This window comes from Leifsonia sp. 2MCAF36 (assembly GCF_052115525.1).
GTDB lineage: Bacteria > Actinomycetota > Actinomycetes > Actinomycetales > Microbacteriaceae > Leifsonia.
The window spans coordinates 242,096-264,806 of record NZ_JBFRGV010000003.1; the positions used below are offsets into that span (position 1 = coordinate 242,096).

Consider the following 22,711-nt stretch of genomic DNA (forward strand, 5'->3'; position numbering starts at 1 on the left):
GCCGCGCGTCAACAGCGGCGTGCTAGCCGGTCCACGGGTCCACCACCGGAATGCCCACGCCCTGAAGGCCCTTGTCGCGCGTCGCGATGGCCTCCGCCTCAGCGGCAATCGCCGTCGCCGCGATCATCGCGTCGGGCACACCGATCGGCCGTCCCGCGGACGCTCGAAGGGACACGATTGTCGCGTACTCCGCCGCTGCCACCATGCCGAAGGGGAGCGTTCTGCGGTGGTAGGACTCGATCGTCTCCAGGATGAGATCGGCCTTCTGCTGGGCCCGCAGGGTGTCGTCCATCAGGTTGGCGCCTGCCAGCATCTCCGCCACCGTCACCGTCGTAATCCGCACCGCGTCTTGATCGATCGAATCGAACCAGTCGAGGACTCGGGGGTTCAGGAGCGGTTTGATGAGCTCCGAGAGCACATTCGTGTCGAGCACGATCATTCGTCGAGCGCTTCGACCCGATTGCGGATGTATTCGACGAAGCCGAGCTTACGAATGCTTGGACGCGGATCCACCGGCTCGCCGACCGCTGCCTGCCCGATGATGTAGTGCAGCTCCTCGTCCACCGTGCGGCGGGACCCCTCGGCCAGACGCTCGATCGTCTCGTAGATGTCCTTGTCGATGCCGACCGTTACCGCGATCTGTTCCATCGTTATGCCTCCAATGCATTCATATGTTACATACAACCCAGCCTATCATCGCGGCCCGGTACCCTGATCTGGTGACCGACTCCCCCGCCTCCAACCACTGGGTGCTGACCTTCAGCTGCGCCGACCGTCCCGGCATCGTCCACGCGGTGAGCGGCGCGATCGTCGCAGCCAGGGGCAACATCACCGAGAGCCAGCAGTTCGCGAGCACCGACACCGGGCGCTTCTTCATGCGGCTGCAGGTCGAGTCGGAGGCCGGACGCGACGAATTCGAGGAGGCTCTGGCGCCGGTCGTCGAGCGGTTCGGGATGACGCACCACGTCGACAACGTCGGCCGCCCGCTCCGCACCCTGGTCCTGGTGTCGAAGGCCGCGCACTGTCTCAACGACCTCCTGTTCCGCCAGCGCGCGGGGCAGCTGCCGGTGGAGATTCCGCTGGTGCTCTCGAACCACGACAGCCTGAGCGACCTGGCCGGCTTCTACGGTGTCCCGTTCGAGTCGCGTGCGGTCGCCGGCGCGGAGGCGAAGGCGGCGTTCGAGGCGCGCATCCTGGAGGCGGTCGAGGAGCACGACATCGAGCTCGTCGTGCTCGCCCGCTACATGCAGATCCTCTCGCCGGAGCTGTGCGAGCGGCTGGCGGGACGCGCGATCAACATCCACCACTCGTTCCTGCCCGGCTTCAAGGGCGCCAACCCCTACCGGCAGGCCCACGCCCGAGGCGTGAAGCTGATCGGCGCGACCGCGCACTTCGTCACGAGCGACCTCGACGAGGGCCCGATCATCGAACAGAACGTCGTGCGCGTCGACCACAGCCACACCGTGCAGGAGCTCGTGGCGATCGGACAGGACGAGGAGAGCCGCACGTTGACGCAGGCGGTCAAATGGTTCGCGGAGGATCGGGTGCTGCTCGACGGCGCCCGAACCATCATCTTCCGCTGACCCGCCCGCCAGTAGACTGACCTGGTGACTTCCGCGCCCGACCAGCATGCCGCCGTCAAGGTGGGTTTCAACGATGTGCTCCGGTTCGTGCTCGAACTGTTCGCGATCGTCTCGCTCGGCCTGTGGGGTTTCCTCGCCTGGCCGCTGCCGTGGAACATCGTGGTCGGGATCGGCGCTCCCGCGATCGCCATCCTGCTCTGGGCGCTGTTCCGGTCCCCCCGTGCAGTGCTGCATGTCGACCCGTTCGTCAAGGCCGTCGTGGAGGTCGTCGTGTTCGGCTCGGCCGCGTTCGCCTGGTGGAGTCTCGGCCAGCCGATCGTCGCCATCGTGTTCGCCGTGATCGCGACCGTGAGCGGCATCATCAACGGCCGGCGCGAGTTCGCATGAGCCGCCTGATCGTCCACAGCGCCCGCAAGGTCGACGCCGACGGTCTGGTGGACGACTTCTGGCTGGTCGCCGAGGGCGCGCAGATCACCGCCACCGGGAGCGGCTCCGGATGGCGGCAGTCGGCCGCCGAGGGGACACCGGGCGACCAGGTCATCGATGCGCACGGGCACTGGCTGACCCCCGGCTTCATCGACCTGCACTGCCACGGCGGAGGCGGCCACCCCTACGACGACGGCGTCGAGGAGATGCGCGCAGCCCTCGCCACGCATCGGGCGCACGGCACCACGCGCTCGCTGATCTCGCACGTCGCCAATCCCCTGGCGTCACTCCGCGAGAGCCTCGGGATCGTCGCCGAGCTGACCGCGACCGACCCGCTGGTGCTCGGGTCCCACCTCGAGGGTCCGTTCCTCGCGCCCGAGCGGCGGGGAGCCCACGACGCACGCTTCCTGCGGGACCCGGAACCGGAGGCGGTCGAGGAGCTCATCGGCGCGGCGCGCGGAACCCTCCGCACGGCGACCATCGCACCGGAACTGCCGAACGCCCTCGAGTCCATCGGTGTGCTGATCGAAGCCGGCGTGGTCGTCGGCGTCGGCCACACCGCGGCGGACTACGCGCAGACGGTGCGCGCGTTCGAAGTGGGCGCGCGGCTGCTGACGCACGCCTTCAACGCGATGGCCGGCATCCATCACCGGGCGCCCGGTCCGGTCCTGGCCGCGATCGAGAACCACGACGTGACGCTGGAGCTGATCCTCGACGGCCTGCACGTGCATCCGCCGGTCGCTGGGCTGCTCTTCCGTGAGGCGCCCGGGCGCGTCGCCCTGGTGACCGATGCGATGGCGGCGGCCGGCGCCACGGACGGCGACTACCGCCTCGGCGGCCTCAACGTGACGGTGCATGAAGGGCTGGCCGTGCTGTCCGGCACGGCCACCATCGCCGGCTCGACCCTGACGCAGGATGCGGCCCTCCGCAACGCCGTGACGCTCGTCGGTGTCGACCCTGTGGATGCCGTCGCCGCCCTCACCCAGACGCCTGCGCATGTGCTCGGCGAGGGTCACCGCCTGGGGCGCCTGCACACCGGGTACGTCGCCGACGCCGTGCTGCTCGACCACGACTGGCACGTCCGCACGGTCATCGCCGACGGCGCCGCCCTCTAGCCGCCGCGCGCCGTCGCCGCCCGCCCTCGCGCGCCTTCCGACGCGCGCCCAACGCGGCGAGTGCCGCCCTTTGTCGCATTCGCCGCCGCGCGCCGCACCGCGGACGTGACAAACGGCCGCACTCGCGGCGCTACAGGGTCTGCCAGGCGGGCTTGTTCGCGTAGGCGTAGCGGTAGTAGTCGATGTTCTTCAGCCGCGACGCGGCTGCCTCATCGACCAGCACCGTGACGTGCGGGTGCAGCTGGACAGCAGACCCGGGGTTGGAGGCGGACACCGGCCCCTCGACCGCGCCGGCCAGAGCCTCCGCCTTGCCCTCGCCGAAGGCCAGCAGCATCAGGTGACGCGCCCTCATGATGGTCGACAGCCCCTGCGTGATGCAGTGCATCGGCACCTCGTCCTCCGACGCGAAGAAGCGCGCGTTGTCCGCGCGGGTCTGCTCGGTCAGCGTCTTGACGCGGGTGACCGACGCGAACGACGAGCCCGGCTCGTTGAACCCGATGTGCCCGTCCGTCCCGATCCCGAGCAGCTGCACATCCACCCCGCCCGACTCCGCGATGGCCCGCTCGTAGTCGGCGCCGGCGTGCTCGATGCCCTCGAGGGACCCGTTCGGCACGTGGATGAGCGACGGCGTCAGCCCCAGCGGTTCGACCACCTCGCGCGTGATGACCGCGCGGTAGGACTCGGGGTGACCGGCCGGGAGTCCGACGTACTCGTCGAGCGCGTAGCCGCGGACGTGGGACACGTCCACCCCACGCTCCCGGATGCCGCGCTCCAGCGCCCGGTACACCGCCAGCGGGGTGGAACCGGTCGCCAGGCCGAGCACGGCGTCCGGCTTCAGGGCGATGAGGTCCAGGATGCTGCGCGCGGCGAGCGCGCCCGCGGCGTCCTGGTCGGGGACGACGACGATTTCGGCCATCAGTTCTCTCCTACGAGTGCCGCACCCAGCGCGGCGACGGGGGTTCCTTCCGGGACGAGGCGCACCCTCCCGGCGAGGTCGAGCGACGCCAGGAACGGCGACGCGCGCTCCGCGTCGTGCAGCACCCCGTGGACGTCGCCGAGCAGGCGCTCCCCGAGGTGGCTCAGGCCTCCCCCGATCACCACGGTGGCGGGGTCGACGGTGAGCACCAGGACGCGCACCGCGGCGGCGATGCCCGCTGCCAGCCTAGCCGTGATCGCCCGGGCGTCCGGGTCGCCCGCGGCCGCGGCGGCGAACACCGCGCGAACTGGCAGCGGGTCGTGCGTGGGCCACTGGCGGGCCACTCCGGAGCCGCTCGCCACGGTCTCCAGGCAGCCCCGCTGCCCGCACGCGCACAGCGGACCCTGCGGGTCGACCGGCAGGTGGCCGATCTCGCCGGCGATCCCTCCGCTGCCCCGCCACAGCCTCCCGTCGACGACGATGCCGGCCGCCATCCCGGTGCCGAGGTTGAGGTAGGCCATGGTGCCGGACAGACCCAGCAGGTGGTACGCGCCGAGGGCGGCCGCCTTGACGTCGTTCTCGACGCGGACGCGGACGCCGACGCCCAGCCTCCCCGCCAGCATGCCGCCGAGCTCCAGCCGGTCGAGTCCGAGGTTGACGGCGTGGGCGACGTTCCCGGATGCGGTGTCCACCATCCCGGGCACACCGACGCCGATCGACTGGAAGGCGGCCGGCGCCAGCCCCGTCAGCTCGCCGATGCGCGACACCGCCGCCACAGCGGTGTCCACGACGGCGGCGTGACCGAATCCGGTGGGGAGCCGCACCCGCTGGGCCAGGGCGCCGCGCTCATCCACGGCGACCGCGTCGGTCTTTGTGCCGCCGATGTCGATGCCGAGCCTCACGACCTCTGCCCGAGCAGTTCGAGCAGGGCGCGCCCGACCAGCCGCGACGCACCGAAGGTCGCGATGTCGGCGTAGGCGCGGTCGTCGCTGGGCCAGCCCATGTCGACCACGAGCACACGCTCGCGTTCGGCGCGGAGCCGGTCGATCGCGGCGCGGGCGAACGCGTGCCGGTGGTTGTCCCTGCCGACGACCAGCACCGGCGATCGTGCGGCGAGCACGAGGTCGGGATGGTCGCCCTCGGTGAACAGCACCATCGGGTTGGCAGCGAACCTGGCCCCCCGCGCGCCCGTCGGATCCGCCTCCACCTCGGCGAACGGCCCCCACGGTGCCGTCCCCACCGCCATGTTCGCCACCGTATCGATCCGCACGACGGAGTAGATCCCGTCACTCTCCCGCACCCACTCCCGCGCATACGCACTCACCTCAATCGCCCGCCCCACCTCCCGCACATCCGCCCCCCGCAGCTCCGTCGAGTCCTCAAAAAGTGCACGCGACACGCCGTCGAGCCGTTCACTTTGTGAGGACTCGACGGTGGGGCGGATGGAGTGCGCGAGGGTGCGGACGCGGGCGGAGGCGTCGGCGAGACGGGACGGGGAGAGACGGGAGAGCGCGACGGCGGTGGCGATGGCCTGCTCGATGGCGGTGAGCTGGGCGTCGGTGTTCTCGGTGCCGATGCAGAGCAGGTCGCAGCCGGCGGCGAGCGCCAGCACCGCCGCCTCCGGGATGCCGCGCTCTCCGCTCGCACCGTGCATGTCGAGGGCGTCGCTGACGACGACGCCGTCGAAGCCGAGCTCGCCGCGCAGCATCCCCTCGATGATCGCCGGGCTGAGCGTGGCCGGAAGGGCCGCGTCGAGCTGCGGCAGCAGGATGTGCGAGGTCATCACCGCCCGCGCCCCCGCGGCGACGACCGCGCGGAACGGGACGAGTTCGCGCTCGCGCAGCTGGGCCGCCGACAGGTCGACCACCGGAAGTTCCCGGTGGGAGTCCGCCCCCGTGTCCCCGTGGCCCGGGAAGTGCTTGGCCGCGGCCGCGACGCCCGCGGACTGGAGCCCCCGCGCCCACGCCGCGCCGTGCTCGGCGACCACGTCCGCCGAGGTGCCGAAGCTGCGCACGCCGATCACCGGGTTGTCCGGGTTGGAGTTGATGTCGATGTCGGGCGCGAAGTCGAGGTTCACACCGGCGCGCCTCAGCTCCTCCCCCACCCGTCGCGCGACGTCCTCGGTGTAGGCGACGTCATCCAGCCGGCCGAGGATCGCGTTCCCGGGATAGGGCGAGCCGCTCTCGTAGTACAGCCGGGTAACGTCTCCGCCCTCCTCGTCGATCGCGACGATGGCGTCCGGGTTGGCTGCGTAGATGGCGTCGGTCATGGCGCGCAGCTGCTCGGCAGATGCGATGTTCTGACCGAACAGGCACACTCCGCCCAGGCCCTCCCGGAGTCGCGCGGCGAGCCACTCGGGGAGTGTCGTCCCGACGAATCCCGGCAACAGCGTCGCGGCGATGCTGCGGCGCAGGTCGGGGAGGGTCGGGGCGGTTTCGGTGACGGACGCGCCGGTCACCCCTTCACCGCCCCGCTGACCAGCCCGCTCGTCATCCGCCCCTGCACGATGAGGAAGAAGATGATGACGGGCACCGCGACCAGCGTCGACGCCGCCATGACCTGGCCCCAGTCGGTGGCGCGGGAGGCGGACTGCTGGACGAACCCGCGCAGCCAGAGCGGAAGCGTCGCGCTGCTCGACTGCGGCAGGATGACGAGCGCCACCGTGAACTCGTTCCAGGCCTGCAGGAACGCGTAGACGCCGGAGGCGACGAGTCCGGGGGCGAGCAGCGGGAACGTGATCCGCAGGAAGGCCTGGGTCCGGCTGAGCCCGTCCACCATCGCGGCCTCCTCGAGGTCGGCCGGGATGCCGGCGACGAAGCCGCGCAGCATCCAGATCGTGAAGGGCACCACCGCCGCGACGTACAGGATGCTGACCCCGACGACCGTGTTGAGCAGGCCGAGCGTGCCCATCAGCTTGTACTGCGCGATGAATAGGCCCTCCGCCGGGAGCATCTGGATGAGCAGCACCGCCAGGACGAACGCCTTGCGGCCGCGGAAGCGGAACCGGCTGATCGCGAGCGCCGCGAGGAACGCGAACGCCAGGCAGCAGACGACGGTGATCAGCGCGACGGCGACACTCATCCCGAGCGCCGGGAAGAACGTCCCGCCGGCGACGACCGCGCTGAAGTTGTCGAACGAGCCTCCGAACGGCAGCCAGGTCGGTGTCGTGTTCTGCAGGATGACGTTCGGCAGCAGCGCCGAGTTCACCATCCAGTACACCGGGAACGCCCAGATCAGGGCGAGCGCGACACCGAGGGCGCCGAGCAGCACACGCGAGGGGCGGATGCGGCGACGGCTCCGGGGCCGGGCGGCGACGGCGGTCGAGCGGGTGCCGGATTTACGAAGCGAGGGCGCAGCGGTCATGATTCGTCCTCCTTGAGCAGGTGGCGCACGTAGAACCAGCTGAGGGCGACCGTGAGCACGAGCACGAAGACGCTGACGGCGCTGGCCATCGCGAAGTCACTGGAGCCCACGCCGAGCTGGTAGATGTAGGTGCCGAGCAGGTTGGTCTCGCTGGCGATGGAGCCCTTGTCCTGCAGCAGCTTGATCTGAGCGAACACGCGCAGATCCCAGATGATCTGCAGCAGCAGCACGATGCCGAGCACCGGCCGGATGATCGGCAGGATGATGTACCGCAGCCGCTGCCATCCGCGTGCGCCGTCCATCTGCGCCGCCTCCACCACTTCGGTGGAGACCTGGGTGAGTCCGGCGTAGACAGAGAAGGCGACGAACGGCACGCTCATCCAGGTGACGATGACCATCGCCACGAAGAAGAACGAGAGCGGGTTCTGCAGCCAGTTGTGGTCCTGGAAGTCCAGCCCCCACGAGGTGAGGGTGTAGTTGACGACGCCGCGGCGCCAGTCGAACAGCCAGTTCCAGACGGTCATCGCGGCGACGACGGGCATGGCCCAGGCGAGCAGCAGAGCGACCTGCAGGATGATGCGCACCGCACGGTTGACGGCGTTCATCAGCAGGGCCATCCCGACACCGATGATCACGGTGACGAAGGCGGTCACCAGGCAGAAGGCGATGGAACGTGCGACGACCACCCAGGTGTAGCCGTCCGAGAACAGGGTGATGTAGTTCTCGAACCAGACGAAGGCAGCCGGCTTGCCGAACTGCTGGGCCAGCCCGAAGTGCTGCATCGACGTGATCAGCTGCCAGACGACCGGGTAGCCGAGCGCGACGAGCAGGATGACGATGGCCGGCAGCACCAGGCCGTACGGCGTGATCTTCCCGCGGCGCCTGCGCGGCTGGTTCGACGCCGGCGGCGGGGCAGGCGGCAGGATGAGGCGGGTGTCCTCAGTGGCGGTCACGGACGTCTCCTTGGTTGTTCCGTGTGACGCAACACGCCGCACCGGTCAGTGCCGACACGGCGTGTTGCGTCCCATGGTTCGAGCGGTGGTCAGCTCTTGACGTTCAGCAGAGCGTCGATCTTCTTGTCATACTCCTGCGCGAGGGCCTTCAGGTCGGATGCGTCGCGGATCTTGGAGAAGAACTCCTCCATCACGTTGCCCGACTCCACCGAGGCCCAGCCGGGTGCGGCCGGGGTCAGCTTGGAGTTGGACGCCGACTCGATCAGCGCCTTGGCGAACTGGTCGTCACCGAGGGACGACGTGTACTTCGAGTTCGCCGGGCCGAGGCCGTTCTGGCCGAGCATCTCCTGGTACTCCTTCGAGAACATGATCTTCAGGAGCGTCTTCGACAGTCCCGGCTCCTTGGTCTTCGCCGAGATGCCGATGTTTGAGCCGCCGGCGAACACCGGTGCCGGCTTGCCGTCGTTGCCCGGGAGCACGAAGGTGCCGAAGGTGGCGTCATTCCAGGTGCGGGTCGGCTTGCCGTCCGCGCCCTTCCCGAGGTCGCCGATCGACCAGTGCGCCCATCCCGGAGCCATGATGGTGGCGGCCGCCAAAGACGTGTCACCGGTCTTGTTGCCGTTGGCGTCGAGGGTCTGGTCGCTGTCGTTCACGTAGATGTACTGGTTCGAGTCCTTGGCGTCGTTCGGCGCCTTGGATGCGTTCTTGTACAGGTCCTGGAGCTGCTGGAGACCCTTGAGCGAGTTGTCGGACTCGAGCGTGGCCTTCCACTTCGTGCCGTCCTTCTTGGCGATGTCGCCGCCGTTGGCGAAGATCCAGGAGATGCCGTCACGCCAGTCCTGACCGCCGAGGAAGAAGCCGGAGAAGTTGTCGATCCCCTTCGGGTTCTTGGACGTGATGGTCGCGACGTTCGTGTTGAACTGGTCGAGGGTGGTGGGCACCGAGACCCCGGCCGCCTGGTAGACGTCCTTGCGGTAGAACATGTATCGCGAGCCGAAGTAGTACGGCAGCGTGTAGTTCTTGCCGTCCACCTTCCCGGCCTCCACGAACGACGGGAGCAGGTCGCTTCCGCCCAGCTCCTTGTACATGTCGGAGATGTCGAGGAACGCACCCACATTGGTGAACGTGGGCGATTGGGTATTGCCCATCTCGGTGACGTCCGGCGTGTTGTTCGCGTCGGGCAGCGCGGTGGTGAGCTTGGTGACGATGTCTCCCCAGTCCTGCTGCTCGATCTTGAGGGTCGCCCCGGTCTCCTTGTTGAACTCCGTCTTCAGGTAGTTCCGCAGCTTGTCCGGGGTGTCGGAGCCGACGAGCCACAGGGTGACCGTCTTGCCCTTGCCGTCGGTGCTGGCTCCGGTGGAGCCTCCTGAGGCGCATCCGGCGAGCACGAGAGCGGAAGCCGTAGCCACAGCGGCGAGGCCGACGAGCTTTCTCTTCATGGCTGTTCCTTTCGTAATGGTGGGACTCTGTTGGGTAGGGACTTCGAAATGGTCGATGGGGTGACGCGCTCTCACGAGACCCCCAGCCGTCCGGAGAGGACGAGAACGGCCGCGCCGCGCAGGACGATGTCCTGCCCCTGCGTGGTCATCCGGAGGGACAGTTCGGCGTGGTTCTCCGCCATCGTCCGGTTCCGGAGCGTGTGGACGGTCGCCTCGGCGAGCGGGCCGTCGAGCAGTTCGGTCGGGCCGCTGAGCACGATCTCCGACAGGTTGAGGGCGCCGACGACGGGCGCGAGGGCGATACCGAGCCGCTGGCCCGCTTCGCGCAGGATGGGGGTCGCATCCACCCCGGCCGCCTGGGCGTCGTGGAGGCCGCGCTGCAGCTGGGGGACGCTGAGCCAGTGCTCGAGCACCTGGTCGCGGTTGTACGTGGTGTCGAGCCCCAGGTCTGTGCCGACCATGACCTGGCCGATCTCGCCCGCCGCGTAGCGGCTGCCGTAGACGAGGGCGCCGGCGACGAGCAGCCCTGCGCCGATGCCGTGGCCGACGCGGATGAGCATCATGTCGCCGGCCGCTCCCCCGTAGGTGTGCTCCGCGAGCGCAGCCGCGTTTGCATCGTTGGCGACGATCACCGGCAGCCCGGTGCGCGCTGCGAGGTGCTGCTGGAGGGAGAGGTCGGCCCAGCCCAGGTTCGGTGCGGTGAGGATGGTGCCGGTCAGGTCGACGACGCCGGGCGAGCCGACCCCGATGCCGAGGATCGGGGCCGTCGCCGCCGCCACGAGCCGGTCGACGAGCGACTCGACCTTGCCGAGCGCATCCTCACCGGTCGCGACCCGACCGTCGTGGTCGGCCAGCAACACCTCGGCGGAGGCGATGATCGCGCCGTCGAGGTCCATCACCGCGCCGCGGAAGCGGTCGTGGTCGCTGAGGTCGACGCCGACGATCTGGTGGGCGCTGCGGTTGATGTCGAGGAGGACGGCCGGCTTGCCCGGTCGCGCCGACTCCCGCTGCCCCAGTTCGATGACGAGCCCCTCGGCGAGCAGCTCGGCGACGAGGTCGGAGACGGTGACCCTGGTCAGTCCGGTCTCGCGGGCGAGATCGGCGCGGCTGCGGGTGCCGGACCGGTACAGCGTCTGCAGGACGAGCGAGCGGTTGTGCCCACGCGCGTGCTCCGGGAGCACCTTGACGCGCGGCCGGAGCACCCGGCCCGGGCCCAGCCCGCCGGTGCTTCCCTGCACGTCCGTCGTCGTCATGTTTGTTAGTAAAGCTTACGAACAAATGAAATGCAAGAGACGAAATGAAGTCGTTACCTGGATGCTGGACAACGGCGGCAGGATGGCGGCATGACGTCGCCCAGCACCGCATCCACCCGCACCCCCTTCTCGCTCACCGGCTCGCGGGCACTGGTGACCGCCGCCAGTCGCGGACTCGGCCGCGAGATCGCGCTGGAGTTGGCCGGTCAGGGCGCGGACGTCGTCCTCGGAGTCCGCGACCCCGAGGGCACGTCGGAGCTGGTCGAGGAGTTGCGCGCGTTCGGGGTTCAGGCGACGGCGATCCGGATGGACGTGCTCGATCTGGCAGCGTGCCGATCGGCTATCGACGCGGCCATCGGCAACCTTGGGCCGATCGACATCCTGGCGAACAACGCCGGCGGCGGGATCGACGCACCGGCCCTGAAGGTGACCGAGGAGGACTTCGACCGGGTGTGGCAGCTCAACGCACGCTCGACGTTCTTCCTCTCGCAGCACCTCGCCACGAGCATGCTCCAGAACGGCGGCGGGTCGATCGTCAACGTCGCCTCGCAGGCGGGACTCGTCGCGCTGCCGGGCGAATCGTCGTACTGCGCCGCGAAGGCGGCGGTCGTGCACCTCACCCGCTGCCTGGCGGTGGAGTGGGGGCAGTACGGCATCCGCGTGAACGCGGTGGCTCCGACTTTCATCGAGACCGACGGCACCGCGGCCGCGCTCTCGGACGACGCGTTCCGCGCCGACACCGTCGAGCGCATCGCCGCGCTCCACCGCATCGGCGTGCCGCGCGAGGTCTCGGGAGCGGTCGCGTTCCTGGCGTCGCCGTCCGCATCCCTCATCACCGGCCAGACGCTCGCCATCGACGGCGGCTGGACCGCCCGCTGACGCGACAACCGCTTAACGATTTGCGCCGAATGTCGCCTCTCGCCGCCGCGAGAACCGACATTCGGCGCAAATGTGCGCGCAGCGTTCAGGCCATGCGGGTCTTCAGGTTCTCGGCGATCGCGTCGAGGAACTCCTCGGTGGTGAGGAACTTCTGCTCGGGACCGACGAGGAGCGCGAGGTCCTTCGTCATCTTGCCCTCCTCGACCGTCTTCACCACGACGTCCTCGAGGGCGTGGGTGAAGTCGATGAGCTCCTGGTTGCCGTCGAGCTTGCCGCGGTGCGCGAGGCCGCGCGTCCAGGCGAAGATCGAGGCGATCGGGTTCGTCGAGGTGGGCTTGCCCTGCTGGTGCTGGCGGTAGTGGCGGGTGACCGTGCCGTGGGCGGCCTCCGCCTCGACGACCGAGCCGTCGGGGGTGGTCAGGACCGAGGTCATCAGGCCGAGCGAGCCGAAGCCCTGCGCCACGGTGTCGGACTGCACGTCACCGTCGTAGTTCTTGCACGCCCAGACGTAGCCGCCCTCCCACTTGAGGCTGGAGGCGACCATGTCGTCGATGAGGCGGTGCTCGTAGGTGAGCCCGGCGGCGTCGAACTTCTCCTTGTACTCGGCCTCGAAGACCTCCTGGAAGAGGTCCTTGAAGCGGCCGTCGTAGGCCTTCAGGATGGTGTTCTTGGTCGACAGGTAGACCGGGTACTGACGGTCGAGACCGTAGTTGAACGACGCGCGGGCGAAGTCGCGAATCGAGTCGTCCTGGTTGTACATGCCCATCGCGACACCGGCGCCGGGCGCCTGGTAGATCTCGAAGGACTGCGCCTCGCCGCCGTCGGCCGGCTGGAAGCTCATCGTCAGCGTTCCTGGCCCGTCGAAGACGAAGTCGGTGGCGCGGTACTGGTCGCCGAAAGCGTGACGGCCGATGACGATCGGCTTGTTCCAGCCGGGCACCAGTCGGGGGATGTTGGAGATGATGATCGGCTCGCGGAAGACGACGCCGCCGAGGATGTTGCGGATCGTGCCGTTCGGGCTCCGCCACATCTTCTTCAAGCCGAACTCCTCGACGCGTGCCTCATCGGGCGTGATGGTGGCGCACTTCACGCCGACACCGTGCTTCTGGATGGCGTGCGCCGCGTCGATCGTGATCTGGTCGTCGGTCTCGTCGCGCTTCTGGATGCCGAGGTCGTAGTACTCGAGGTTCACATCGAGGTACGGGTGGATGAGTGAGTCTTTGATGGCCTTCCAGATGATGCGAGTCATCTCGTCGCCGTCGAGTTCGACGACCGTTCCGTCAACCTTGATCTTGTCCATGCTTCTCCTGGGTGTATGCCGTTTCAAGCCGACGACAGCTTACCTGAGCGCGACAACTATCTTGACATCGAGACAGTTTCTCTCGGCGAACCATCGGCTGCGGTCGGAGCTATGCGACGGTCGCCCCGCACGTTACCCTTTCGTCATGGCTGAGTTGAGACTGGAAGAGTTGAGCGCGCGGACCGTCGTGGCGGCGAACGCATTGACACTGAAGCCGGGCCAGGAGCAGTTCATCGCTCCGGTCTCCTACTCGGCAGCGGCGGCCGTCGTCGACCCGAACACCTCGTGGCAGCGCGTCGTCCTCGACGGCGACGAGGTCGTGGGCTTCATTATGGGCAATTTCGACCCGCACGCGGAGCACGACGAGTTCACCGCCATCCTCTGGCGCATCAACGTCGACGCCGACGACCAGGGCCGGGGCATCGGCACCTTCGCCGTGCGCGCCCTCGCCGATGAGGCCCGCGCCAGGGACCACCAGCGCCTCTACGTCATCTGGGAGTCCGGCGAGCTCGGTCCGGAGCAGTTCTTCCTCCGCAGCGGCTTCCAGCCCGTCGGAGAGACCCAGTACGGCGAGACGATCGGTGCCCTCGATCTCTGACCGCCCATCCGACCAGGTGCCGGGCGCTGGATCCGGTGAGGACGATGGCCAGGACTCCTTCGTCGAGCGCGTCCTCGCGGTCGTCGATGCCATCCCGCCCGGCCGGGTGATGACCTACGGGGATGTCGCGGCCACGCTCGGCTCGCGCGCCGCGCGCATGGTCGGCCAGATCATGGCCTATTACGGCAGCGACGTCCCCTGGTGGCGCGTCGTGAGGGCCAGCGGCCATCCGCCGGTCAAGCACGAGCACCTCGCGCTCCCCCACTACCGCGCAGAGGGAACGCCGCTGCTCGGCGCCGGCACGGCGGCCTACCGCGTGGACCTGCGGCTGGCCCGATACGATGACACTCGGAATCATCCCTTGGACCGATGAACCATTCAGATCCGTAGTGTTCACTTTCATAACGGAGCCCTTTCCTCCATTCCCTGTCCGCCTGCCCCTGGAGCTGCCGTGCCCCGCATCCGAACCGCCGGAGTCATCGCGACGACGACCGCTCTCGCTTTCGCACTCTCCGGATGCTCGGTGTTGACCGCTTTCGAACCGCATGTCTCCTCGGAGATCTTCGACACGGCCAAGGACCTGAAGGCGGCGCATGCGCCCGTCGTCGGTTCTCCGTCGTTCATCCCGGATGACGCGACGATCATCCGGGTCGACTACGACACTCAAGACGGGTCGGCGATCCTGACGTACTCGTCGAAGACGCACCTGGTTCCGAACACCTGCACGAAACCGACGGCTGTGCCGAAGCCGACCATCCAGGACAGCTGGTGGCCGGTGGACGGATTCCCGGCCCAGGCAGGCGACTGCGGAGGCGGCTGGTCGGCATTCGCGATCGGCGACCAGGTCTGGGCGGCTAAGGCCGCGACGAAGTAGTCGCGAGGTGGGCCCCAGTCGGGTCCCGCCGGCCCGCCGTCGCCGTCAGGACGCGACCGGGATGGTCAGCTCGATGATGGTGCCCAGGCCCTCGACCGAGCGCACATCCGCCCGGCCGGATACCGCCTCCACCCGGTCGCGCACCCCCTCCAGGCCGCCGCCCGGCTCGATTCTGGCGCCGCCCTGGCCGTCGTCCTTCACCAGCACCGTGACGGTCGCGTCGGCTCGTGTCACCGTGACGGAGCAGTTGCGGGCGCGGGAGTGCTTTGCGGCGTTGGCGAGGCACTCGGACACGCAGAAGTAGATCGTCTCCTCGACCACGTCGGGCAGCCGCTCGCTCAGCCCGACGCGCACCTCCACCGGCAGGTGGCTGCGCAGGCCGAGTTCTTCGATGGCCGAGCGCAGGTCCCCGTCGGTGAGCACCGTCGGGTGGATGCCACGGGCGAGCTCTCGCAGCTCACGGAGGGCATCGGCGAGCTGCTCCGACGAGCGCTGCAGGTCGCCGGCCAGCTCCTCGTCGCCATGCGCCTCCGCCTTCGAGGTGGCGATGCGCAGGCTGATCGCCAGCGAGACCAACTGCTGCTGGCTGCCGTCGTGGAGGTCCCGCTCGAGCTTGCGCCGGGCGAGGTAGCCCTCCTCGACGATGCGCAGGCGCGACTCGCGGAGCTCCTGGATGGTCCGCTCGAGCCGCGCCCGCAGGCGGTCGTTGTCGACGGAGAGCAGCAGGGCGGACGAGACGGCGTCGAGCAGCCGGTCGTCCTGGCTCAGCGCCACGTCGTGCTCGATCAGGGCGATCGGCCCCTGGTCCGAGTCGATCGCCAGGGTCGAGCGCCCGGCCCGGGGGATGGAAACCGCCTCCGGAGGGCGTTGCCCGTCGCTGGTCTGGTAGGTCTGCAGCGGCTCGTCCCACCAGAACACGCGCAGCGACGGGTCGTGCAGCGTCCGCGCGAGGCTCGACTCCCACAGCCCCCGGTCGACCTTGTCGCGCGCGACGATGACCAGGTCGGCCACACGCGATCTCAGCCCTCTGGCGTACAGCACGCCCCCGACGAAGGCGGGAGGGATGAGCGCGATGGAGACCGGCGGGACGAACTGCAGCCAGCCGCCGTCCCAGTCGAACGCGAAGCTGAGCGAGTCCTGGATCGTGCCGAGGCACCACAGCAGGATCGCGAGCGGCATGACGAAGGCGACGCGGCGCGCGGGCAGCGAGCTGGTGAACCAGCGCCCGATCAGCCGCGCAGCGACGGTGAGCATGAGCGCCAGCCCGACGAAACGCCAGCCCAGCCCCAGCCAGAAGTCGGCGGTGTCGCTGGGCAGCACCGCGTACGGGTTGGGCGCGCAGCCGCACTCCGCCGGCTCGGGCGACGAGAACAGGAGGATGCCGGCCAGACGGACGGTGAATGCGACCGTCACCGCCAGTACGATCGCCCGGTCGAACCGCGCCGTCAGCCGCCCGCTGGGGTAGCAGAGGACCAGGACGCCGACGAGCACAGCCCAGAGGTCGGTGACGCCCTCCACCCACGGCCACACCCAGCCCCACTGCCGGACCAGCGGGTACCAGGCGCCTGCCGACCAGAACAGGGCTGCGCCGACCATGAGCCAGCCCGGGACGAAGCTTCTGACCAGTCGCCAGGCGACCACCGCACAGATGATGTAGTCGAGAGCGACGCCGACGAACACGATCGCCCAGCCCACCCCGGAGGGGCGCGGACCGTAGTCGTCGGTCATGGCGCTCAGCACCTGGGCCAGCACGTTGGAGGCGATGGCGATGGTCACGAAGAGCGCGCGCACCAGCAGGCGTACGCCGTGCGGCCGCGCCACGGGACTCAGGGCGTCCGTGCGTGCGAGGTCCGGCCGCGCGACGACCACGGGCTCAGGTGTCCCGGCCGAGGAAGCGCAGCACCGCGAGAACCCGCCGGTGGCCCTCCGCGGAGTCCTCCACGTCGAGCTTCGCCATGATGTGCCCGATGTGCGACTCCACCGTCCGCAGGCTGAGGTGCAGTTCGCCGGCGATTCCGACGTTCGACTTGCCTTCGGCCATCAGCCGCAGCACGTCCCGCTCGCGGGCGGACAGGGACTCCACCGCGGCCTCCGACGAGCGCGCGGACACCAGCAGCTGCACGACCTCCGGGTCGACGATGGAGCCGCCCCGCGCCACCGTGCGGACGGCCGTCACCAGGGTGTCGGCGTCGGCCACGCGATCCTTCAGCAGGTAGCCCGTCCCGCTGCCCGAGCTCATGGCGCGAATGGCGTACGACGCGGTCGTGTACATGGAGAGCAACAGGACGCCGGCCTGTGACCCCCGCGCACGCAGTAGCTCGAGCGCACGCAGGCCCTCGTCGGTGTGCGTCGGGGGCATCTTGATGTCGAGGACGATCGCGTCGACGTCACCGTCGGCCTCGACCGCGGCGAGAAGCTCCTCGGCCGTGTCGACGGACGCGACGACGTCGATCCCACCCGCGCGCAGGATCTGCCCGATCCCCTCGCGCAGAAGCACTGCGTCGTCGGCGACGGCCACCCGGAGCGCGCGAGAACCGTCTGTCTGTCCCCCGCTCACGCGCTTACCTTAGCAGGCTGCGGATCGCCTCACCGGTCAACTCGTCTTTGTTGATGAAGCCCTCTGCGCCGCTGTCGGTGACGCGCCTGCCGTAGTCGGTCGCCGACCGGCTCGACGTGAGCACGACGACCGCTCCGGTCGCCCGCATCGCAGGCACGATGTCGAAGCCGCTGGCGTCCGGAAGACCCACGTCCAGGAGCACGATATCAGGCGCGAGGAGCCTGCTGAGCTCGACTCCCCCGGCTGCGGTGTCGCTGTCCCCGACCACCGTGAACAGTTCGAGGCGGAGCAGCTCCGCGGCCTGGGCTCGGAACCGCTCGTGGTCGTCGACGATCACAACGCGGAGGGACATGTGCCCATTTTCTCCGCACCCTCCCGGTCATTCATCCGTGCCTCCACGCATTCGGAATGAGGTGACCCCCCGGATGCGGGACGCCGCACACCGGACGAGCATATGAGGCAACCTCATCAACCCGAATGATGAGGTCGCCGGTCCGGCTCGGCGGACCGAATCCCACTCGAGGAGAGAGCGATGTCCATCGCGACCCGAACCGCCGGCCCGACCGGAACCGCCGTGGACCCCACGGCGACCGGGGCGGTCGCGGTGGGCGACCGCGCTCCCCGTTCCGGCACGCGCGGCACGCGCGGCACGCGCCCGTCGACGCCGATCGTCGTCATCGATCTGCCGCGAGTGGCGCAGCGGTTCCGCGAACTGCGAGCGGCGCTGCCGTGGGTGGACGTACGCTACGACGTCTGCGCTCTCGCCCATCCAGCACTTCTCCAGGCGGTCGCCGCGGACGGCGCCGCCTTCGTCGTCTCGCACGACTCCGGCCTCCCCGTGTTGCAGAGGACGGGAGCCGACCTCGGGCGCGTACTGCACGCGACGCCCGGAGCGCGCTGGCCGCGTCGCCGCACCGCCTGGGAGGCGGGGGGGCGCCGGTTCGTCGTGGACGACCCGCATGACCTCGACGGTTTCGCTGCCGCACCCGCGGGAACGTCCCTACTGCTCCGGCTCGACCCGGACGTCGCCGTGGAGGCTGCCCGCCGTGCACAGACGCTCGGCGTCCGGGTGGCCGGGCTCGCGCTGGACCTCGCGCCGGGTGCCGGATCCTGCGAGGTCCTGGACGCCGTGCAGGCGGCGGTCGAGACCGGCGCACGGATCGCGTCAGCCACGGGGCTCCGCACGGAGACGCTCGACCTCGGTGAGGTGTTCGGCGGACCGCGGACGAGGCGCCCCGAGCACGTGGCAGAACTGGGGCGCAGCATCCGCTCGCTCGTCGCGCCGGTCACCTCACGCGTGACCGTCACGGCGTCCGCGGGACGCGCCGTCACCGCGGACGCCATCACGATCGTCGCCGGCTCCACGGAGCGCTATGCGGACGCCGCGACGGCCAGCGACTACATCGACGCCGGCGCGGAGGTCCTCGTCCTCCGCAGGCGGCGCCGCATCCTGCGCCCGTCCCGGGCGCGCTCGACCTGGTCCCCGGCAGGCTGACTCAACCCCTCGGCCGACCGAAGACAGGCGGAGGGGACCACGGGAAGGCTTCCCCGTGGTCCCCGCCGGAACGCGGCGCGGCTGCCCGCTACACCAGCGAGTCCCGCCAGGCGGCGTGGAGCTGCGCGAACCGGCCGGTGCCCGCGATGAGGTCGTCGGGCGTGCCGTCTTCGACGACGCGGCCGTGCTCCATCACCAGCACCCGGTCGGCGATCGCGACGGTCGACAGACGGTGCGCGATGATCACGGCCGTGCGGTCCGCGAGCAGCGTCTGCAGCGCCTCCTGAACCAGCCGCTCGCTGGGGATGTCCAGCGAACTGGTGGCCTCGTCCAGGATGAGGACCGCCGGGTCGGCGAGGAAGGCCCGAGCGAACGAGATCAGCTGCCGCTGGCCCGCCGAGACCCGGCCACCGCGCTTGTTCACGTCCGTGTCGTAGCCGTTCGGGAGACCGGCGATGAACTCGTGGGCGCCGACCGCCTGTGCCGCGTGAACGATCTCGTCGCGCGTCGCGTCCGGCTTGCCGAGCGCGATGTTGTCGGCGACCGAGCCGCTGAACAGGTACGCCTCCTGGGTGACCATCACGATCGCCCGGCGCAGGTCCTTCGGGTGCAGGTCCCTGAGGTCCACACCGTCGAGCAGCACCGAGCCCTCGCTCGGGTCGTAGAAGCGCGAGATCAGCTTCGCCAGCGTCGACTTGCCCGCGCCGGTCGAACCGACCAAGGCCACCGTCTGCCCGGCCGGGATGTCGAGCGTGAACCGCGGCAGGATGACGCGGTCCTTCTTGTAGGCGAAGGTGACGTCGTCGAACCGCACGTGCCCCCGCGCCGACCACAGGTCGACCGGCTTGACCGGGTCCGGAACGCTCGGCTCCTCCTCCAGAACGCCCGAGATCTTCTCCAGGGCGGCCGCGGCCGACTGGTAGGAGTTGTAGAACATCGCCATCTCCTCCATCGGGTCGAAGAACCGGCGCGTGTACAGCAGGACGGCGAGCAGCACGCCGATCGCGAGCTGGCCGTCGGCGACGCGGAAGCCGCCGACCAGCAGCACGACCCCGACCGTCACGTTGCCGATCATCACGAGCCCGGGGTCGAAGATCCCGAACAGCTGGATGACGCGCGCGTTGACGTCGCGGTACTCCTCGACCAGCCCGCCGAACTCCTTCTCGTTGCGCTTCTCCTTGCGGAAGGCCTTGACGGCGCGGATTCCCGTCATCGTCTCCACGAAGTGCACGATCAGCTTGGCCGATGCCACCCGCGAGATGCGGAACAGCACCTGCGAACGCTTCTGGAACCAGCGGGTCAGGAAGTACAGCGGGACCAGCGAGCAGAGCAGCACGACGCCGCTGGTCCAGTCGATCGAGAAGAGCGCGATCCCGATGAACAGCATGTACAGGAAGCCCTGCACCAGCTGGTTGATGCCCGAGTCGAGCAGCTCGCGGATGGAGTCGAGGTCGCTGGTCTGCCGGGAGATGATCCGCCCGGAGGTGTACGACTCGTGGAACTCCAGCGAGAGCTTCTGCGTGTGCAGGAACACCCGCTTCCGCAGGTCGATCAGGATGGCCTGGCTGATCCGCGCACTCAGCACGGTGTACCAGGCGATCAGCACGGCGCCGATGACACCGGTGATCAGGTACGCGATGCCGGCCGCGGCGAGCGGGAACCAGTCCTGCTTGAGCAGCGCCGGCAGCCCGTTGTCGATGCCGAACGCGATGATCGCCGGGCCCGCCACCTGCGCGGCGGTGCTCACGACGACCACCACCGCGGTCAGGACCAGTCGGGTCCGCAGCGGGTGCAGTAGCGAGCCGAGCAGCCGCAGCGAGCGCCGCCGGACCTGCCTGCTCTCCTCCTTGTTGAGGTCGTTGCGCTCTTCGCCTTCGACGCCCAGCACAGTCGTTGCGCTCACAGGTTCGCCTCCTCCAGGATCTCGCCAGTCGTATCGTTGTCCGGCTCCTCGTCCTCCAGGCTGGAGATGACGAAGCGGTAGTGCTCGCTGGTGGCGAGCAGTTCGTGGTGGGTGCCGACGGCGGTCACGCGACCGTCCTCGAGCAGGGCCACCCGGTCTGCGAGCATCACTGTCGACGGACGGTGCGCCACGATCAGCGCGGTGGTCGCGGCGAGCACACGTCGGAGCGCCGCCTCCACCAGGGCCTCCGTGTCGACGTCGAGCGCCGACAGCGGGTCGTCGAGTACCAGGATGCTCGGGTTGGCCGCGACCGCGCGGGCCAGGGCGAGGCGCTGACGCTGGCCGCCGGACAGGCTGAGGCCCTCCTCGCCGACCTTCGTCTCCACCCCCTCGGGCAGGTCGTACACGAAGCCGGCCTGCGCCACGTCGAGGGCCTCGGTGAGCACCCGCTCCGCCTCCGCGGAAGACGGGTCGAGGTCGTCGCGGCCGAGCAGGACGTTGTCCCGCACCGATGCCGAGAACAGGGTCGCATCCTCGAACGCCATCGCGATGGCCTTACGGAGGTCGTAGCGGGTGAGGTCGCGCACGTCGACGCCGTCGACCTTCACAGCGCCACCGGTCACGTCGTAGAGACGCGTCGTCAGCGCGGTGAGGGTCGACTTGCCGGAGCCGGTCAGGCCGACCAGGGCCATCGTCTCGCCGGGCCGCACCGTCAGGCGGATGCCGTCGAGCAGGTCCGGGAAGCGCTCCGGCGAGTCCTGGTAGCGGAAATGCACGTCGTCGAACACGAGTTCGCCGCGCGGCTCGGTGATCTTCTTCGGCTCGACCGGGTCCGTGATCGTGTTGACCTCATCCATCACGTCGAAGAAACGATCGGCGGCGGTGCGCGTGTCGAACGTCATCGAGAGCAGGAAGCCGATGGACTCGATCGGGAAGCGCAGCACCGTCGCGGTCGCGAAGAACGCCACCAGCTCGCCGACGGACAACTGACCCTGCGACGACAACCACACGCCGACAACGAGGCAGATGCCGAACGCGATGTCCGGGACCAGGAGAAGCCACAGCCAGATTCCGGCGATGGCCTTCGCCTTCTCGATCTCCGTGCCGCGCAGTTGCTCGGCCTGGGACTCGAAGCTCTTGAGGGCATGCTTGCCGCGCCCGAACGCCTTGAGCACCCGGATGCCGTGCACCGACTCCTCCACAGCCGTCGCGAGGTCACCGGCCTGGTCCTGGCTGCGGCGTGCGATCACCGAGTACTTGTTCTCGAAGACGAAGCCGTAGATCCACAGCGGGATCGAGCAGACCAGGAAGATGAGCCCGAGGATCCAGTTCCACGCGATCAGGATGCCGAAGCCGACCACGATCGTGACCACGTTGACCACCAGCAGCACGATGCCGAAGGACAGCCACCGGCGGATCAGGCTCAGATCGCTGACCGCGCGCGACAGCAGCTGTCCGCTCGGCCAGCGGTCGTGGAACGCGACCGGGAGGTCCTCCAGCTGCTCGTACAGGGCGTTGCGCATCCGCGCCTCGACGTGGGTGCCGGGCGTGAGCACGAACCAGCGCCGGAGCGAGATGAAGACGGCCTCGGCCGCGCCCAGCCCGACGACCAGCAGCGCGGCCGGCCAGACGGCGGACGAGTCGCCCGTCGAGAGCGGGCCGTCGACCAGCCAGCGCAGCACCTGCGGGATGGTCAGCGCCACCAGGCTGGCGAGCAGCGCGGCGACCATGCCGAGCACGATGCGGGGCGCGGCGGACTTCGCGAACGGCAGGATGCGCAGCAGGGTGCGCAGGGTGCCCGCCCGCTGGGTGTTCTTCCCGTGGGTGTTGGGGTCGTTCTTCTTCTGTGCCGAAGCGACAGACATGGGGGTTCCGTTTTCTGTGAGTGGTCCGACGGGAGTCGGCGGCGAGCACGCGGAGGCGTCGCCGAAGGACCGCCGACGTTGGCAGACCTCGTGAAGGATGCGAGCGCGCGCCGTGGCGCGCGGAAGGGGGCTGTGAGCTACCGACCGGACGGTCGGCGGCCGGCCGCGAGCGCGGCGACGGACCCGGGCACG

The 22,711-nt window shown here is 69.4% G+C and carries 23 protein-coding genes; 8 read left to right on the forward strand and 15 right to left on the reverse strand.

What is annotated here, in order from left to right; translation table 11 throughout:
- Nucleotides 1-22: 22 nt before the first annotated feature.
- Both AB4079_RS06485 and AB4079_RS06490 read right to left on the reverse strand, forming a co-directional pair.
- Nucleotides 23-439, reverse strand: coding sequence for a PIN domain-containing protein (locus tag AB4079_RS06485; protein ID WP_441786473.1), 417 nt, complete (start codon nt 437-439; stop codon nt 23-25).
- Nucleotides 436-648 carry a hypothetical protein gene (locus AB4079_RS06490; protein ID WP_441786474.1) on the reverse strand — a complete coding sequence of 71 codons (213 nt, stop codon included), beginning with the start codon at nt 646-648 and terminating at the stop codon, nt 436-438. The genes AB4079_RS06485 and AB4079_RS06490 overlap by 4 nt, the downstream gene beginning before the upstream one ends.
- Before the next feature lie 71 nt (nt 649-719).
- Here AB4079_RS06490 and purU point away from each other — a divergent pair, with 71 nt between their 5' ends.
- The 3 genes from purU to nagA are packed head-to-tail and all read left to right on the forward strand — an operon-like array spanning nt 720 to nt 3,124.
- A complete protein-coding gene (gene purU, locus AB4079_RS06495; protein ID WP_441786475.1) occupies nt 720-1,583 on the forward strand; it encodes a formyltetrahydrofolate deformylase in 864 nt (287 codons plus the stop codon).
- Between the two features lie 24 nt (nt 1,584-1,607).
- Entirely contained in the window at nt 1,608-1,970 is a 363-nt protein-coding gene (locus AB4079_RS06500; protein WP_441786476.1) for a YrdB family protein, read from the forward strand.
- On the forward strand, nt 1,967-3,124 hold the full coding sequence (nagA, locus tag AB4079_RS06505) for an N-acetylglucosamine-6-phosphate deacetylase (RefSeq protein WP_441786477.1): 1,158 nt from the start codon (nt 1,967-1,969) through the stop codon (nt 3,122-3,124). Before AB4079_RS06500 ends, nagA begins: the two co-directional genes overlap by 4 nt.
- 130 nt (nt 3,125-3,254) lie before the next feature.
- On the opposite strand, the gene nagB is transcribed toward nagA, so the two are convergent.
- The 7 genes from nagB to AB4079_RS06540 all read right to left on the reverse strand — a co-directional run bounded on the left by nagB (nt 3,255) and on the right by AB4079_RS06540 (nt 11,048).
- Nucleotides 3,255-4,040 carry a glucosamine-6-phosphate deaminase gene (gene nagB, locus AB4079_RS06510; protein ID WP_441786478.1) on the reverse strand — a complete coding sequence of 262 codons (786 nt, stop codon included), beginning with the start codon at nt 4,038-4,040 and terminating at the stop codon, nt 3,255-3,257.
- Nucleotides 4,040-4,942 carry an ROK family protein gene (locus tag AB4079_RS06515; RefSeq protein WP_441786479.1) on the reverse strand — a complete coding sequence of 301 codons (903 nt, stop codon included), beginning with the start codon at nt 4,940-4,942 and terminating at the stop codon, nt 4,040-4,042. Before AB4079_RS06515 ends, nagB begins: the two co-directional genes overlap by 1 nt.
- Nucleotides 4,939-6,498 (reverse strand): glycoside hydrolase family 3 protein, encoded by a 1,560-nt coding sequence (locus AB4079_RS06520; protein ID WP_441786480.1) that lies wholly within the window; start codon nt 6,496-6,498, stop codon nt 4,939-4,941. The genes AB4079_RS06515 and AB4079_RS06520 overlap by 4 nt, the downstream gene beginning before the upstream one ends.
- Nucleotides 6,495-7,403, reverse strand: a complete 909-nt coding sequence (locus tag AB4079_RS06525; RefSeq protein ID WP_441786481.1) for a carbohydrate ABC transporter permease — start codon at nt 7,401-7,403, stop codon at nt 6,495-6,497. The genes AB4079_RS06520 and AB4079_RS06525 overlap by 4 nt, the downstream gene beginning before the upstream one ends.
- A complete protein-coding gene (locus tag AB4079_RS06530; RefSeq protein ID WP_441786482.1) occupies nt 7,400-8,356 on the reverse strand; it encodes a carbohydrate ABC transporter permease in 957 nt (318 codons plus the stop codon). Before AB4079_RS06530 ends, AB4079_RS06525 begins: the two co-directional genes overlap by 4 nt.
- Nucleotides 8,357-8,445: 89 nt before the next feature.
- Nucleotides 8,446-9,795, reverse strand: a complete 1,350-nt coding sequence (locus tag AB4079_RS06535) for an extracellular solute-binding protein (RefSeq protein WP_441786483.1) — start codon at nt 9,793-9,795, stop codon at nt 8,446-8,448.
- Nucleotides 9,796-9,866: 71 nt separating this feature from the next.
- Nucleotides 9,867-11,048, reverse strand: a complete 1,182-nt coding sequence (locus AB4079_RS06540) for an ROK family transcriptional regulator (RefSeq protein ID WP_441786484.1) — start codon at nt 11,046-11,048, stop codon at nt 9,867-9,869.
- 90 nt (nt 11,049-11,138) lie between these two features.
- Here AB4079_RS06540 and AB4079_RS06545 point away from each other — a divergent pair, with 90 nt between their 5' ends.
- The gene (locus AB4079_RS06545; protein ID WP_441786485.1) at nt 11,139-11,927 is read left to right on the forward strand and encodes an SDR family NAD(P)-dependent oxidoreductase; all 789 of its coding nucleotides are present in this window, start codon (nt 11,139-11,141) and stop codon (nt 11,925-11,927) included.
- A gap of 85 nt (nt 11,928-12,012) precedes the next feature.
- Here the strand turns inward: AB4079_RS06545 and AB4079_RS06550 are convergent, their stop codons facing one another.
- A complete protein-coding gene (locus tag AB4079_RS06550; protein ID WP_441786486.1) occupies nt 12,013-13,227 on the reverse strand; it encodes an NADP-dependent isocitrate dehydrogenase in 1,215 nt (404 codons plus the stop codon).
- Nucleotides 13,228-13,372: 145 nt separating this feature from the next.
- Here AB4079_RS06550 and AB4079_RS06555 point away from each other — a divergent pair, with 145 nt between their 5' ends.
- The 3 genes from AB4079_RS06555 (at nt 13,373) to AB4079_RS06565 (ending at nt 14,699) form a co-directional block, all read left to right on the forward strand.
- Nucleotides 13,373-13,825 carry a GNAT family N-acetyltransferase gene (locus AB4079_RS06555; RefSeq protein WP_441786487.1) on the forward strand — a complete coding sequence of 151 codons (453 nt, stop codon included), beginning with the start codon at nt 13,373-13,375 and terminating at the stop codon, nt 13,823-13,825.
- The gene (locus AB4079_RS06560) at nt 13,809-14,198 is read left to right on the forward strand and encodes an MGMT family protein (RefSeq protein ID WP_441786488.1); all 390 of its coding nucleotides are present in this window, start codon (nt 13,809-13,811) and stop codon (nt 14,196-14,198) included. Before AB4079_RS06555 ends, AB4079_RS06560 begins: the two co-directional genes overlap by 17 nt.
- A 78-nt stretch (nt 14,199-14,276) precedes the next feature.
- Nucleotides 14,277-14,699, forward strand: a complete 423-nt coding sequence (locus AB4079_RS06565) for a hypothetical protein (RefSeq protein ID WP_441786489.1) — start codon at nt 14,277-14,279, stop codon at nt 14,697-14,699.
- Nucleotides 14,700-14,744: 45 nt separating this feature from the next.
- Here AB4079_RS06565 and AB4079_RS06570 read toward each other — a convergent pair whose 3' ends face one another.
- The 3 genes from AB4079_RS06570 to AB4079_RS06580 are packed head-to-tail and all read right to left on the reverse strand — an operon-like array spanning nt 14,745 to nt 17,608.
- Nucleotides 14,745-16,568: a histidine kinase gene (locus tag AB4079_RS06570; protein ID WP_441786490.1), complete on the reverse strand. Its 1,824-nt coding sequence runs from the start codon at nt 16,566-16,568 to the stop codon at nt 14,745-14,747.
- Nucleotides 16,569-16,572: 4 nt separating this feature from the next.
- Nucleotides 16,573-17,256, reverse strand: a complete 684-nt coding sequence (locus AB4079_RS06575; RefSeq protein ID WP_441786491.1) for a response regulator transcription factor — start codon at nt 17,254-17,256, stop codon at nt 16,573-16,575.
- Between the two features lie 4 nt (nt 17,257-17,260).
- Nucleotides 17,261-17,608 (reverse strand): response regulator, encoded by a 348-nt coding sequence (locus tag AB4079_RS06580; RefSeq protein WP_441786492.1) that lies wholly within the window; start codon nt 17,606-17,608, stop codon nt 17,261-17,263.
- A 180-nt stretch (nt 17,609-17,788) separates the two neighbouring features.
- Between AB4079_RS06580 and AB4079_RS06585 the strand changes: the two genes are divergently transcribed.
- Nucleotides 17,789-18,751 (forward strand): hypothetical protein, encoded by a 963-nt coding sequence (locus AB4079_RS06585; RefSeq protein ID WP_441786493.1) that lies wholly within the window; start codon nt 17,789-17,791, stop codon nt 18,749-18,751.
- Nucleotides 18,752-18,839: 88 nt separating this feature from the next.
- On the opposite strand, the gene AB4079_RS06590 is transcribed toward AB4079_RS06585, so the two are convergent.
- On the reverse strand, nt 18,840-20,654 hold the full coding sequence (locus tag AB4079_RS06590; protein WP_441786494.1) for an ABC transporter ATP-binding protein: 1,815 nt from the start codon (nt 20,652-20,654) through the stop codon (nt 18,840-18,842).
- On the reverse strand, nt 20,651-22,519 hold the full coding sequence (locus AB4079_RS06595; RefSeq protein WP_441786495.1) for an ABC transporter ATP-binding protein: 1,869 nt from the start codon (nt 22,517-22,519) through the stop codon (nt 20,651-20,653). Before AB4079_RS06595 ends, AB4079_RS06590 begins: the two co-directional genes overlap by 4 nt.
- Nucleotides 22,520-22,711 lie beyond the last annotated feature (192 nt).